Below are 14,972 nucleotides of genomic sequence, written 5' to 3'. Positions count from 1 at the left end.
GGGGATGGCTCTCTTCTCTAAAGACAGATCAGAATACCGAATACCGGCTGGTCAGATCCTGCGACTGTGATCTCTGTCAGGGGCCACGCTTCAGTACCACAGTCCCTCTGGGCGCTTCAGTGGCGATTCGCCAGCCATCAGGAGTCAGCTTCAGCTCCAGCCGCTTAGTGGTCTCATCCGCATAGCCGGGCTTTTCGAAGCGCTGATAAAACTCTACCCGGTACCAGTGCGGATCCAGACGGGTCAGGGTCAATTCACCAATCTTCAGCTTTATCCACTGCGGAGAAAGCAGGCGCTGCTTACGGAACTCAAGCCACTGCGGTAAAGACATTTTCATACCGAACGGCAGTTGATCAGGTACGTAACAGGCGATATAGCTATCCCAGTCCTGCCTCTGCCAGGCGTCAGACCAGACAGCAACTAACTGACGCACAGCCTCTTCATCACTGACGGCCTCTGCAGATTCAATCGCAGAAGGAAGCTTTACAGTCTCAGCCCCAACAGGTCGCTGCTGCGCTGTGAGCGGGCCCTCTGACTGAACCTTCTCCTCAGCTACCGGCGTTGGCGTTGGCGTTGGCGTTGGCGTTGGCGTTGGTTCAGGCTGAGGTAAAACCTCGACCTGCAACACTTCCTGCGGACGGGCCTGACTCACCACCTCGGTCAGTTCCGTCAGTAGTTGTTTATCCACTACCGGATTGCTTCTTTCAGGTTCAACAGGCTCAGGCGGAGTCGGTGGCGGAGTGTCCGGCCGGGAAGACGGGGTCAATTCAGGCTCTGCCGCAATGACAGGGTTTTGCCCGACAACCCCGGTCGGGGTGGAGGTTTCAGATGCTCTGACAGGCTCTGGCTCTGGTGCTGGCTCAGAAGCCACTTCGACCGGTTCAGGCCCGCTGCTTCCGGTACCAACAACCCTGTAACCCAGTACAGCAACCAACAGGATCAGTAGCAGTGCACACAGCAGGTAAACAGGTTTCAGACCGGCTCCTCGCGGCGGTTCAGGCGGGGCTGTTTCTTCCTGATAATAGCCATCAAGACGACCTCCCAACGCGGGAACCGTCTGTAACAGATGCACCAGTTGCGGGGTTGAGCAAAGCAAAACCGTCACCGCCTGCTGCTCCCCGGCGAGGAGCTCGGTCAGACTTAGCAGATAGTGGAGGGCGTCTTCATCAACCTGCTGAACATGCGCGATCAGTAACAGGCTTTGTTCCTGAGAGCTTCGCTGACTCAGGACTTCGCGAATGGCCTGATCTTCCGCTGCACAATTCAGATGACGGGCCAGTCGGGCCATCAGTGGCAGCAGCTCCAGTGCGCCGCTGATTTCAAGGTAATCCGGATGAGCACGTTTTACCTGAGCGGTCAGTTGCGACATCCACTCATCACCACCGTCGATGCGAATCACCCGGTGGTCACTCAGATTGCTGAGCAACAGCTCAGCAGCGCTCATTCCTTCACTCAATACCGCTCTCCAGCCGACTAAGGATTACCCCGCGAGGGCTTGCCCTCATAAGCGATACGCCAACGTTCCTGATCGTATACCCAATACTGACGTTTTACCGAACTGCCCTGAAGGTTGTCACTCTTGTAATCCTGCAGGAAGGTGGCAACCATCAGATCAGGATTATCCGGATAACGGTAAAGGCTCAGATTACGCACACCGATATCGATAAACTTTTTACTGCTGTTGATCCGCTGCTTGTAGCTGGAGTAATCAGCAAAATCCCGCTTGCCATCACGATAACTGGACGCATAGTTATCGATGTAACGCTGATGATCCCGGCTCTCCCAGTCGGCAGCCCAACGATCGATCAGGTTGTTGAAACGATCCCGCTGCGCCAGCCAGTCTGACTTCTCGATCCAGCGGATATTATGCCCCACCAGCACCGGAGTGTTCAGGTAATCGATCTGCTTATCCAGTTCGATAAAATCAGGATTGGTCAGGGAGATGCAGCCTTCACTGGCTTTCGGTGGTCGACTGTAAGTTTCCACCGGCGATCCATGCAGCCAGATTCCACTGCCGGTCCGGCCGTGACGCTGATCCCATACATTAGGGTAGTTCAGTGGCAACGCGCCTGAACCGTAGCGGGAAGGGAGCTGTTCATCTTCCAGGCGACTGGTGACAAAGTAAACTCCCAGTGGTGTTTTCAGATCCCCCCGCTTCTCTTTACCGATTCCCCCGCGCCCGTATGAGGCGTAGTAATCCTTAACCAGCACCGGAACACCTTGCTGGTTTTCAAACAGGAACAGGCGGGAAAGGCGGGTATCGACCACGATAATATGTTTCTGCTGCGGTGACAGTTGCAGCATATCCGCCGGCAGCATATTCGCACCCGGCTTCTCTTTAGCCATCAGCAGACGAGCTTTAGCTTCAGAGATCAGACCATCGATCTTCTGCTTGTGCCCTTCCCCCTGATTACTCAGCGGCTGGCCATGAGCCTGAGCTGCGAGAATATCCGCGTAGATCAGTTGCGCCAGACGAAAATCCGGACGCCGCTCGGTCAGTTGCTGCAGATCGGAAAGCGCCGAATCCAGCTCGTGGCTATTGAGGTTGCGAAGACCGCTGAGAAGCAGCTCTTCATTTCCTTCTGACAGGCCGTACGGATTCACTTCTTGCGCCTGTACGGCCACCGGTATCAGGGCTGCCATCGCCAATGACAACAGTGAACTGGTCCATTCCTTTATCATCTATTTGTGCAACCCCGAAGAAAATTTAATCCATCGATTATAAACATATTCAACAATAATGGGACTCTACAGGCGTCTAAAAAATCAGCTATTTTTGCCCCATTTCCAAACAGCTATCTGACAATTGCCTCATTGCAACATGTTTTCGGCCGCAGCCGGAACAGATTGAGTTATTTCCCTGCCCTCAGCCTCATTTCGCAGTCGCAAAATGGATTTTTTATTCGCTGAAAAAATGAATCTTTTGCTCAGCGCTTTGCCAAAACATGTGCTATCCCAAAAGGTAGAGTTCCAAAAGATACTCATACCCATAACGGGTTCGGTTCCGCCGGAAAATGCGACCCATGTAACCTCGGAATCCGGGCTCAGACAGATGTTTTCCTGTAGAAAGAGCGGAGGACCCCGTGATGTTCAAGCAGATGGAAAGCAACGCTACACAACGCCTGCATTTTTGTCATGACCCCGACACCGGTCTCCGGGCGATCATTGCCATACACTCCACTGTACGCGGCCCGGCCATTGGCGGCTGCCGTTTTATCCCTTATGCAAGTGATGAAGATGCAATTACCGACGCCCTCCGCCTCGCCCGCGGCATGAGTTACAAAGCAGCCCTCTCCGGCCTGCCCCACGGCGGCGCTAAAGCGGTACTGATTCAACCCGAAGAAGATTTCGACCGGGCTGCGCTGATGCAGAGTTTCGGCCGGTTTGTCGATACCCTCGGCGGCGACTATATCACCGCCATGGACAGCGGCACCCAGATCAGTGATATGGATCAGATCAACCAGAGTACTCCGTTTGTTACCTGTACCAGTGACATTGGCGATCCCTCACCCAATACCGCACTGGGCGTATTCGAAGGGATTAAAGCCTCTGCCCGATTTAAACTGAACCGTAACAGCCTGCGTGACCTGACCGTCAGCATTCAGGGACTGGGCCACGTGGGCTACGAAGTCGCGCGTCTTTTACATCAGGCTGGTGCCCGTCTTATCGTTGCGGATATCGACCCGCAGCGGGTTCAGCTCTGTGAACAGAATTTCAATGCCCGGTCCGTAGCCGCGGAAGAGATATACGCAGCCGACGCGGATATTTTCTGCCCCTGCGGACTGGGCGCCATCCTCAATGATCACACCATCCCGCAGCTCAGGGTCGCTGTAGTGGCGGGTTCAGCCAACAACCAACTGGCCGAAGAGCAGCACGGTGAACAGCTTCTGGCCCGGGATATTCTTTATGCACCTGATTACCTGATCAATGCCGGGGGACTCATTTTTGTCGCCCTGCAGTACGCCAAACGCCCGGCGACTGAGATCCGTCGCAAAGTAACAGGTATTGGGGATGCTTTATTCCAGCTCTATCAGGAAGCTCAGCAGTGTGCGAAACCGGTTCACCGGATCGCCAATCAGCGGGCCGAAGCGATTATTCAGGCCGCCAAGTTCAACTCGGCAGCCTAAGCAGGAGGACAGGATAATGACCGATCAGTTACCTCTGCAATATCTCGACAGTGAAGGCCAGCCGACACAGACACTACCGGACTGGTGTAACACACCGGACCGGCTGCAGCGCTGTTATCACTACATGCAACTGGCACGGCAGTTCGACAGTAAAGCGATTGCACTGCAGCGCACCGGGCAACTGGGCACCTATGCCTCGCTGCTGGGCGCTGAAGCGATTGATGTCAGCGTGGCCCTGAGCATGAGCAAAGAGGACGTTCTGGTCCCCTACTACCGTAATCACGCCTGCCAGATTATTCGCGGCATGCCACTGGAAGAGGTTTTTCTCTACTGGGGCGGCGATGAGCGGGGTAACGCGGCAACGGCGATGCAGAAAGATTTTCCCAACGCCGTGCCCATTGCAACCCAGTGCCTGCACGCCTGTGGCGTCGCCAGTGCGATCAAGATCCGCGGTGAAAAGAGAGCGGCGGTCACTATGATCGGCGATGGCGGTACTTCCAAAGGCGACTTTATGGAAGCACTGAATATCGCCGGTGTTTGGCAACTGCCTGTGGTTTTCATCATCAATAACAACCAGTGGGCAATCTCTGTGCCCCGCAAGATCCAGTCTGCCGCGACAAGGCTCGCCGACAAAGCGATCGGTGCAGGTATTCCCGGCATTCAGGTAGACGGCAATGATGCGATCGCCATGCACGAAGCGATGCAAACAGCCTTGCAACGCGCCTATGAAGGCAAAGGGGCGACCCTGATTGAAGCGATCAGCTACCGCCTCAGTGATCATACCACCGCCGACGATGCCACCCGTTACCGCTCCAACGATGAGCTGAAACAAGCCTGGGAGCGGGAGCCGGTTAAACGGCTGCGTAATTTCATGCGCTCTCAGAACTTCTGGGATGAGGATCAGGAGCAGGCCCTGTTGCAGGAAATCGCCCAGTTAGTCCAGCAGGCGGCCGACAGCTATCTGGCAATTCCACCACAACCGGTCAGTTCCATCTTCGATTTCATGTATGCCGAACTGCCGTCACATCTGAATGAGCAACGCGACTGGGCTGAGGTTCGCGCCATGCCCGGTGGCAGCCATCATCAGGAGGGAGAATGATCATGAGTTCAGTATGCCTTCTTGAAGCCGTTAATCTGGCACTGGCCTCCGAGATGCGTCGTGATCCGGATATGGTACTGCTGGGTGAAGATATCGGCGTTAACGGCGGTGTCTTCCGCGCCACGGCTAATCTGCGGGATGAGTTTGGTCTGAAGCGGGTGATGGATACCCCGCTGGCCGAGAATATGATCGCCGGTCTGGCAATTGGTATGGCCAGTCAGGGGCTGAAACCGGTGGCCGAGATGCAATTTATGGGGTTTATCTTTCCCGCACTGGAGCAGATCATCTGCCATGCGGCCCGGTTGCGTAACCGAACCCGCGGCCGTCTCAGTTGCCCACTGGTGATCCGTGCCCCTTTTGGTGGCGGCATCCACGCCCCTGAGCATCATTCAGAAAGCACCGAGGCCCTGCTTGGCCATATACCCGGCCTGAAAGTCGTCATCCCCTCCTCTCCAGCCCGGGCTTACGGCCTGTTACTCGCGGCGATCCGTGATCCGGACCCGGTCATTTTTCTGGAGCCGAAACGCATCTACCGTAGCCAGCAGCAAACGGTGGAAGATAACGGCGAAGCCCTGCCTATAGGGCGCTGCTTCACCCTGCGTGAAGGTTCCGACATCACCCTGCTAAGCTGGGGAGCGATGATCACCGAGACTCTGCAGGCCGCCGATCAACTGGCGCAGCAGGGCGTTAGTTGTGAAGTGATCGATCTGGCCAGTATCAGCCCGTTGGATCTGGACACCATCCTCGCATCCGTGCGTAAAACCGGTCGTCTGGTGATTATCCACGAAGCACCAAGAACCGCCGCGATGGGTGCTGAAATTGCCGCCAGTGTGGCAGAGAAAGCACTGCTGGATCTGCAGGCGCCCATTGCCCGCGTTACCGGCTACGATACCGTAATGCCTTACTTCCGGTTGGAAAAACATTACCTGCCGAATACGCAGGATATCATCGATTCCGTTACTCAGACCCTGGAGTTTGTATGAAATATTTCAAATTACCTGATCTGGGCGAAGGCCTGCCTGAAGCTGAAATTCTGGAGTGGCACGTTAGTGAAGGGGACGAGGTCAAAACCGACCAGATTCTGGTTTCCGTGGAAACCGCAAAAGCCATTATTGAAGTGCCCTCCCCTCAGACCGGGGTCATCGCCCATCTGTTTGGTGAACCCGGTGACACCATTCACACCGGAGAGCCCTTACTTGAATTCGCCGGAGAGGAGAGCGGTGACAGTGGCACCGTGGTGGGTGAGATTCCCCGTGCGGCGCAGAGCAGCGCTGCTCAGGATGAATTTATCATCGGCGCAGCCCCCAGCAGCCTGCCACAGACACCCGGCCTGCGGGCAACCCCGGCGGTGCGGGCTCTGGCCAGACGCCTGAATATCGATCTGAACCAGCTACAGGGCAGCGGCCAGCACGGTAATATCACGCCTGCGGATGTGGAGCAGGCGGCCCGGCTGGAGCAGCAACACGGTAAAGCAGAACCTCTGCGCGGGGTGCGTAAACATATGGCTCAGGCGATGAGCCGGGCCCATGCCGAGGTGGTGCCGGTCAGCATTAACGAAGATGCCGATATCCACAGTTGGCCTGCAGGTACCGACATCACCCTGCGGCTGATCCACGCCATCAGCGCCGCCTGTCAGGCAGAACCCGCTTTTAATGCCTGGTTCGACGGCACTGCACTGAGCCGACGGCTGCATGACAAAATTGATCTGGGCGTTGCCGTGGATACCGAGCAGGGACTGTTCGTACCGGTACTACGGGATATCGGCAACCGTTCTGCCAGCGATATCCGTGCTGGCCTTGATCGGCTGCGGGCCGATGTGAAGGCACGTACCATTCCTCCACAGGAGCTGCAGGGAGCTACTATCACCCTGAGTAATTTCGGCACAATCGCCGGTCGTTATGCCAGCCCGGTGGTAGTTCCGCCCCAGGTAGCTATTGTCGGTGCCGGGGTCATTCGCGAGCAGGTTGTTGCGGTCTCAGGCAAGCCGGTAGTCCACCGGATTATGCCTTTATCAATAACTTTTGATCACCGCGCACTCACTGGTGGCGAGGCTGCACGGTTCCTGCGGACACTGCTGGATGATCTGCAACAAGCCGAAGTATAACCCCTTATAAATCATGCGATTAAAAAAGAGCCAAAGAGCACAATCATTTCCTCACAGTCGGAAAATGTGAACTACACTGACTATATACAGGCCCGGAAAAGTAAACATAAAACGCTTCTTTATCCATCACTAGTCTTGGCTGAAAGAGGATGATTAATATGAGTATCTTTGACCACTACAAAGCCCGATATGAGTCAATCCAGCAGGAAGAGTACAGCCTGGACGAATATCTGCAGCTCTGTAAGCAGGATCCTTTAATCTACGCTGATGCAGCAGAGCGAATGCTGCAGGCCATTGGTGAGCCCGAGCTGATCGACACCGCCAGTGATCCGCGTATGAGCCGGATCTTTTCCAACAAACTGATTAAACGCTATCCGGCGTTCAGTGAGTTTTACGGAATGGAAGATGCGATCGAAAATATTGTTTCCTACTTTAAACATGCAGCTCAGGGGCTGGAAGAGCGTAAACAGATTCTCTATTTGCTGGGGCCTGTCGGCGGTGGTAAGTCCTCACTGGCAGAACGCCTCAAGCACCTTATGGAGCATATTCCATTCTATGCAATCAAAGGCTCGCCCGTATTTGAATCACCATTGGGCCTGTTTAAGCCAGAAGAAGATGGCGTGATTCTGGAGGAGGAATACGGAATCCCACGCCGCTACCTGAAAGGAATTATGTCGCCCTGGGCAGCCAAGCGGATGCATGAATTTGGTGGGGATATCTCCAAGTTCCGGGTGGTCAAACTCTACCCGTCTATTCTGGATCAGGTCGGTATCGCCAAAACTGAACCCGGCGATGAAAACAACCAGGATATCTCCAGTCTGGTGGGTAAAGTGGATATCCGTAAACTGGAAGAGTTCCCGCAACACGACCCGGATGCCTACAGCTTCTCCGGCGCGTTGTGCCGTGCCAATCAGGGTATTATGGAGTTTGTTGAGATGTTTAAAGCACCCATCAAAGTGCTGCATCCACTGCTGACCGCCACCCAGGAGGGTAACTACAACAGTACTGAAGGTATGGGCGCAATCCCCTACGACGGTATTTTGCTGGCGCACTCAAACGAGTCCGAGTGGCAGACCTTCAAGAACAACAAAACCAACGAAGCCTTTATAGACCGAATCTACATCGTTAAAGTGCCCTACTGCTGCCGGGTGACTGAAGAGATCCATATCTACGAAAAACTGCTGGAGAACAGTTCGCTGAACAACTCCCCCTGCGCGCCGGATACACTGAATATGCTGGCCCAGTTCTCGGTGCTGTCGCGCATCAAAACGCCTGAAAACTCCAGCGTCTACTCAAAAATGCGGATCTATGATGGTGAAAACCTGAAAGACACCGATCCAAAAGCTAAATCGATGCAGGAGTACAAAGACTCCGCAGGTGTCGATGAGGCGATGGACGGCCTGTCTACCCGTTTCGCGTTCAAGATTCTGTCCAAGGTGTTTAACTTTGACCCGTCAGAGGTGGCCGCCAACCCGGTTCACCTGCTGTATGTTCTGGAAAAAGAGATCGAACAGCAGCAGTTCCCTGCGGAGTTGCAGGAACGCTATGTCGGCTATCTGAAAGAGTACATCGCGCCGAAATATATCGAATTCCTCGGCAAAGAGATTCAGACCGCCTATCTCGAATCTTACTCCGAGTACGGTCAGAACATCTTTGACCGCTACGTCACCTATGCTGATTTCTGGATTCAGGATCAGGAATACCGGGACCCGGAAACCGGTGACATTCTGGATCGTCAGGCAATTAATGAGGAACTGGAAAAGATCGAAAAACCCGCTGGTATCAGCAACCCTAAGGATTTCCGTCACGAAATCGTTAACTTTGTACTCCGTGCCCGGGCTAACAACAACGGCAACAACCCGTCCTGGATGGGTTATGAGAAGATGCGGACAGTGATCGAGAAGAAAATGTTCTCCAACACAGAAGATCTGCTGCCGGTTATCTCCTTCAACGCCAAAGCCTCCAGCGACGAACAGACCAAACACGGCGAGTTTGTTAAACGGATGATTAAACGGGGCTACACCGAGAAACAGGTTCGCCTGCTTTCCGAATGGTATATCCGGGTGAGAAAGTCACAGTAGCTCACTGACTGAGTCAGCCAAAGCCAACTATACGGGCAAAGGCCTGCCCGGCAACAGCGTTACCGACCGCGCAGGCCGCCAACGGGGATATGAAGTATGAGCTACATCATCGATCGCCGACTCAACTCAAAGAACAAGAGCACGGTTAACCGTCAGCGCTTTCTTAAACGCTATAAAAAGCATATCAAAGATGCTGTGGAAGATGCCGTTAACAATCGCTCGATTACCGATATAGATCAGGGCGGCAGTGTCACTATTCCGCGCCGGGATATCTCTGAGCCGATCTTTCATCATGGTGAAGGCGGTGTTCGCAGCCGGGTATTTCCCGGTAATAAAGAGTATGAAGTCGGAGACCAGTTTCAGCGCCCTCAGGGAGGCGGTGGTGGCGGCGCCGGTCAGGGCAAAGCCAGCAATCAGGGAGAAGGCGAGGATGACTTTACCTTCCAGATCAATCAGGAAGAGTTCCTCGATTTCATGTTTGACGGCCTCGAACTCCCCTATCTGGTCAAAAAACAACTGAAACAAGCCACTCAGTATGAAACCCGGCGCGCCGGTTACACCAATGCCGGCAGCCCGGATAAAATTCATATTGTCCGCTCTCTGCGTGCTGCCCACGCCCGCCGTATCGCACTGTCCGGCAAAGACAGGCGACGCATACGCGAGCTCAAAGCCGAGGTCGAGGAGCTGGAAAAACGCCTTCCGGACAGCGATGCCCGCTTGCAGATTCATGCACTGAACGATGAGATTGAAGCCCTGCGCCAACGCCTCAAACGGGTTCCGTTTCTGGACGACTTCGACATCAAATACAACAATATGGTGAAAGTACCGGTACCTTCCAGCAAAGCCGTTATGTTTTGTGTAATGGATGTCTCCGGCTCCATGACCCAGAGTATTAAGGATATGGCCAAGCGCTTTTTTATCCTGCTCTACCTGTTCCTGAAACGAAATTACAAACAGATCGAAGTGGTGTTTGTTCGCCACCACACCCACGCGAAAGAGGTGGATGAACAGGAGTTTTTCTACTCCCGGGAGACCGGCGGCACCATCGTTTCAAGTGCGCTGGATCTGACCGCAGATATTATTCAGAAACGTTATTCACCGGCAGACTGGAATATCTACGTAGCTCAGGCTTCCGATGGCGACAACTGGGATGGCGACTCCAGCAAGTGCTGTAAAGTGCTGAGCGAGCAGATCCTGAAGAAAGTGCAGTATTTCGCCTATGTCGAGATCACCACAGGCCCTCATCAGAACCTCTGGCATGAATATGAAAAACTGCAGAACTCATGGAGCGAGTGCTTCGCGATGCAACAGATCCGGGAACCATCCGACATATTCCCGGTGTTCCGCAGCCTGTTTGAAAAGAAATCGGAGGGAGCCGCATGAAGAAACGCAGCCCGATCTCCACCGGAGCAGAATGGACTTTTGAGCTGATCGCTGAATATGACCACGAGATTGGTCGTATCGCCAGAGAGTTCGGCCTCGACACCTACCCGAATCAGATTGAGGTCATCACATCGGAACAGATGATGGATGCCTACGCCTCCATCGGCATGCCGCTGAATTATAACCACTGGTCGTTCGGCAAACAGTTTGTTGAAACCCATCAGAACTATAAGCGTGGCCGTATGGGGCTGGCCTACGAGATCGTGATTAACTCCGATCCCTGTATCGCCTACCTGATGGAAGAAAACACCATGACCATGCAGGCGCTGGTGATTGCCCACGCCTGTTACGGCCACAACTCCTTCTTTAAAGGCAACTATCTGTTCAAAACCTGGACCGATGCCTCAGCGATCATCGATTACCTGCTGTTTGCCAAAAGTTATATCAGCCGCTGCGAAGAACGCCACGGCGTCGATGCGGTGGAGGAGTTACTCGATTCCTGTCACGCGCTGATGAACTATGGGGTCAACCGCTATGTACGGCCGCAACCGCTGACCGCCAATGAAGAGAAAGAGCGCCAGCAGGCCCGGGAAGAGTATATCCAGCGACATCTGAATGATTTGTGGAATACGATTCCTAAACGGGAGGAGGGAGCCGAACCGGCCGTCGCCCGGTTCCCCCGTGAACCGGAGGAAAACCTCCTCTATTTCATTGAAAAAAACGCACCGCTCCTTGAGCCCTGGCAACGGGAGATCGTGCGCATCGTGCGTAAGGTTGCACAGTATTTTTATCCCCAGAAACAGACTCAGGTTATGAACGAGGGCTGGGCCTGCTTCTGGCATTACACCCTGCTGCACCAGTTACATGAAGAGGGTCTGGTCACTGATGGTTTTATGGTGGAGTTTCTCCACTCTCACACCAGTGTGGTCTATCAACCGCCGTTCGACAGCCCCTATTTCAGCGGTATAAACCCCTACACACTGGGTTACAACATGATGCAGGATATTAAACGCATCTGTGAAAACCCGACCGATGAAGATCGCGAGTGGTTTCCCGATATTGCCGGTTCAAACTGGCAGGAAACGCTTGATAACGCCATGCGAAACTACAAGGATGAGAGCTTTATCCTGCAGTTCCTGTCGCCTTCTCTGATCCGCGAACTGAAGCTGTTTACCATCGTCGATGATGCCAACCGCCCTACGTTGGAAGTCACTTCCATCCACAACGAGCAGGGCTACCGTCAGGTCCGGGAAGATCTGGCAGCGCAGTACAATCTGGGCAACCGCGAGCCCAACATTCAGGTTTACAACGTCGATGTGCGTGGTGACCGCAGCCTGACCCTGCGTCATTTTATGCACAACCAGCAACCGCTGGCTGAATCATCAGAAGAAGTGCTCAAACACATCCATCGCCTGTGGGGATTCGACGTCAAACTGGAATCCGTACTGCCCGATGGCAGTGTCAGTAAAACCTATCACTGCCCTGAACTCGCCTGTGAGGGGGAAACCCAGTCACTGCTCTGAATCCCACCGTTTGCTGTTAACCAGAGGTATTACCGGGCGAGCGGTTTTACCTCCGGCTGACACTGGGTATACTGCTGGAAAACCAGAATTGATTGAGAGATAGTCATGGATTGCCTGTTTTGCAAAATCATTAACAAAGAGATTCCTGCCGACATCATCTATGAAGATGATCAGGTGATTGCCTTTAACGATATTAATCCACAGGCACCCACTCACGCCCTGATCATTCCGCGGAAACATATCGCCACGCTGAACGACATCAGCAGTGAAGATGCGGCTCTGGTAGGACATATGGTAAAAACCGCCAGCACGATTGCTGAACAGATGGGCTTCGACCAGGACGGCTACCGCACCGTATTCAACTGCAATGAACACGGCGGACAAACGGTTTACCACATCCACCTGCATCTGCTGGCTGGCAAACCGATGGGCTGGCCTCCCTATCAGGAAACCCTGAAGAAGCCACTGGACCAGTAACCATTTCGTTCCGGCCTTCCACTGTGGGCCGGAACGTTTGTATATTCCCGTCTCCGAAAAAGGCCTTTCTGGTTAATAACCGATGGATTCTGATTTAGCTGTTCAGGCTCCCTTCCCCCACCGGGCTTACCGCAGTGCCAGTAAAGCACTGCTGAGCGCCCTTAAAACCGGTCAGTCCCTTATTTTAAAAGGGGCTGAAGGCTGCGGTAAAACGACGCTGGTCCGGGCACTGCTGGTACAGCGCCAGACCCGCGAAAACGGCTCAGTGTATATCGATTACCCGATCCGTTCTGTTAACGCACTGCTGCAACAACTCAGCCCCTGCCTGCAGTCTGTTGCTGATCCCGATCATCTGGATCAGGTTCAGGCCATCAGCGGCGGTTGCCTGATTGTTTTTGATCAATTGGCCTGGCAGTCGGCCCCTGAAGTACACCATGCCCTGAGACAACTCTGCCACGACAATCGTGACAGCGGTTTGCAACTTCTTTTTGTTCGCAGAGACTATCTGAATCTGCCACTGGCCGGGCAAAACCATGATGAGCCGGATTACTGGATCAGTACCGAAATTGAGCTGGGGCCGCTGCAAAGCGACGAATTATCGGCTTACCTGGCCTATCTGGCTGCGCGAAACGGGCTAACGCCACCGCAACTGGCCATGGGTGCCGATCTGCAACTGGCCAACATCAGCAATCTGCGGATCGCCCGGCTGGAAGCTCTACTGGAGCCCCTGCTGACAGAAGAAGTGATCAGCCCGGAAGTCTTCACCCCGGACAGCGTTCAACCATTGCCGGTTGAGCTTGAACAACGCTTTCCGGTGATCACCACTGCGGCCACCCTGTTCAGTTGCAGTGCACTGGCCCTGTACCTGATATTCAGCCCGGAAGCCGCTGAAGAGCCGGCACAGGAGGAGGATTCCCCAATCTTTGCAGAGGAACCTGTGCCGGGCAGCCCGGCAGCACAGGCCGTTAAAGTTGCGTTACCACAACTCAGCCAGATCCCCGGGGGCGAACCCACACCGGCTCCGGAACCCGGAACAGGTTTAACTGATAGCAAGCGCCCCTCCGCTCTGCCGAGCTACCGGGCCGATGACCTGCAGCTCATCTCCCCGGTCGATCTCAGCCCGCAGCTTCAACCCGCAGCGGAAGATGCGTTTTCACTGACGGAGGAGGAATCTATCAGTTTCAGCGTTGAGGAAACCGATGATGCCCGTCCGCTTGAGGCTGAAGCACTTGCCGAGCTTATAGAACCGAGTGTGACCCGCTGGATCTCTGCCTGGCAAAATCAGGATGTGGATAACTATACCGCCGCTTACACGGATAATTTCCAGGGTGAATATGCCACGCGTGAAGAGTGGCTGGTAAAACGGAAATGGTCTCTGATCAGGGCTGAATGGATCGAACTGAAACGAACGGAGTTTTTTAATCTGCGGGGTAATCGATCTGAGGTGCAGGTAGAGTTCTGGCTGACCTATTCCGCTTCCAGCGGCTACCGGGATAAAACCCACAAACAGCTCACCCTGCAAAATAGCCATGGTCACTGGAAAATATCGGAAGAGAATAATATAGAGCTGATCCGTCTGGACTGAACGGGCAGCTTTAATGCACGTTCTGAGGAAAATCTGCAGCGTGCTGCTCGATCCACTCCAGCGCGGCTTCCTCTGAACTCAGGTCGCGCCCCTCCTCCTGCATCACGCGTTGGCGATACTGCTCTATATAACAGATCTGCTCCACCATCCTGACGCTGTAGGCGGTCGCCAGATCAGAAAAACCGATCCCGACCAGATAGGCATCACCCTGCCGCTGACACCATACGACCCGACCCACCGTCTTAAACGGCGGCGGAGGCTGAACAAAGATCTCGACTTCAACCGCTTCTCCTGGCTGCAATAACTGATCCGACTCACAAGAGAGCCCACCCGCACTGAGATCATGGGTCATGCGCTGTTGTGAATGGGTTCCCTGATCAGCCCCCCGGTTACAAATCTGAATGGGTACTGCTGCGGGATGTCGGATAAAACGGCGTGGCATAACAAACCTCCTCTATCCGCTACCTTTCAGTTTAGTCCCAATACAGACAAACGACCTGCCCTGACACCGACAATAAAAAAGGGGCACTCAGCCCCTTTAATCTTACGACCTGTCAGTCAGGAAACCTGCGGACAAATCCGTTCGCTGACTT

Annotated in this window: 12 protein-coding genes; 9 read left to right on the top strand and 3 right to left on the bottom strand. The window is 54.1% G+C overall.

Features of this window, described 5'->3' with window-relative positions:
• Window positions 1–76 precede the first annotated feature (76 nt).
• Together QUD59_RS11570 and QUD59_RS11565 are read right to left on the bottom strand one after the other, a co-directional pair.
• A complete protein-coding gene (locus QUD59_RS11570) occupies window positions 77–1,456 on the bottom strand; it encodes a L,D-transpeptidase Cds6 family protein (protein ID WP_286237165.1) in 1,380 nt (459 codons plus the stop codon).
• A gap of 17 nt (window positions 1,457–1,473) precedes the next feature.
• Window positions 1,474–2,682 (bottom strand): L,D-transpeptidase family protein, encoded by a 1,209-nt coding sequence (locus QUD59_RS11565; RefSeq protein ID WP_286237164.1) that lies wholly within the window; start codon window positions 2,680–2,682, stop codon window positions 1,474–1,476.
• 404 nt (window positions 2,683–3,086) lie between these two features.
• Between QUD59_RS11565 and QUD59_RS11560 the strand changes: the two genes are divergently transcribed.
• The 9 genes from QUD59_RS11560 (at window position 3,087) to QUD59_RS11520 (ending at window position 14,379) form a co-directional block, all read left to right on the top strand.
• Window positions 3,087–4,127 (top strand): Leu/Phe/Val dehydrogenase, encoded by a 1,041-nt coding sequence (locus QUD59_RS11560; RefSeq protein ID WP_286237163.1) that lies wholly within the window; start codon window positions 3,087–3,089, stop codon window positions 4,125–4,127.
• Window positions 4,128–4,143: 16 nt separating this feature from the next.
• Window positions 4,144–5,226 (top strand): pyruvate dehydrogenase (acetyl-transferring) E1 component subunit alpha, encoded by a 1,083-nt coding sequence (gene pdhA, locus QUD59_RS11555; RefSeq protein ID WP_286237162.1) that lies wholly within the window; start codon window positions 4,144–4,146, stop codon window positions 5,224–5,226.
• Entirely contained in the window at window positions 5,223–6,209 is a 987-nt protein-coding gene (locus QUD59_RS11550; RefSeq protein WP_286237161.1) for an alpha-ketoacid dehydrogenase subunit beta, read from the top strand. The genes pdhA and QUD59_RS11550 overlap by 4 nt, the downstream gene beginning before the upstream one ends.
• Complete coding sequence (locus QUD59_RS11545; protein ID WP_286237159.1) at window positions 6,206–7,330, top strand: dihydrolipoamide acetyltransferase family protein; 1,125 nt, start codon at window positions 6,206–6,208, stop codon at window positions 7,328–7,330. Before QUD59_RS11550 ends, QUD59_RS11545 begins: the two co-directional genes overlap by 4 nt.
• A gap of 158 nt (window positions 7,331–7,488) precedes the next feature.
• Window positions 7,489–9,411, top strand: coding sequence for a PrkA family serine protein kinase (locus tag QUD59_RS11540; RefSeq protein WP_286237156.1), 1,923 nt, complete (start codon window positions 7,489–7,491; stop codon window positions 9,409–9,411).
• 96 nt (window positions 9,412–9,507) lie between these two features.
• The gene (locus tag QUD59_RS11535; RefSeq protein WP_286237155.1) at window positions 9,508–10,794 is read left to right on the top strand and encodes a YeaH/YhbH family protein; all 1,287 of its coding nucleotides are present in this window, start codon (window positions 9,508–9,510) and stop codon (window positions 10,792–10,794) included.
• A complete protein-coding gene (locus QUD59_RS11530; protein WP_286237154.1) occupies window positions 10,791–12,317 on the top strand; it encodes a SpoVR family protein in 1,527 nt (508 codons plus the stop codon). The genes QUD59_RS11535 and QUD59_RS11530 overlap by 4 nt, the downstream gene beginning before the upstream one ends.
• A 105-nt stretch (window positions 12,318–12,422) precedes the next feature.
• Window positions 12,423–12,794, top strand: coding sequence for a histidine triad nucleotide-binding protein (locus QUD59_RS11525; RefSeq protein ID WP_286237152.1), 372 nt, complete (start codon window positions 12,423–12,425; stop codon window positions 12,792–12,794).
• An 82-nt stretch (window positions 12,795–12,876) separates the two neighbouring features.
• Complete coding sequence (locus tag QUD59_RS11520; protein WP_286237151.1) at window positions 12,877–14,379, top strand: L,D-transpeptidase Cds6 family protein; 1,503 nt, start codon at window positions 12,877–12,879, stop codon at window positions 14,377–14,379.
• A 10-nt stretch (window positions 14,380–14,389) separates the two neighbouring features.
• Here the strand turns inward: QUD59_RS11520 and QUD59_RS11515 are convergent, their stop codons facing one another.
• The gene (locus QUD59_RS11515) at window positions 14,390–14,821 is read right to left on the bottom strand and encodes a PilZ domain-containing protein (RefSeq protein ID WP_286237149.1); all 432 of its coding nucleotides are present in this window, start codon (window positions 14,819–14,821) and stop codon (window positions 14,390–14,392) included.
• Between the last annotated feature and the right edge of the window lie 151 nt (window positions 14,822–14,972).

Source organism: Neptuniibacter halophilus, assembly GCF_030295765.1.
GTDB lineage: Bacteria > Pseudomonadota > Gammaproteobacteria > Pseudomonadales > Balneatricaceae > Neptuniibacter > Neptuniibacter halophilus.
Note: the sequence above shows the minus strand (reverse complement) of the source record. Positions and strands in the feature narration are given on the sequence as shown.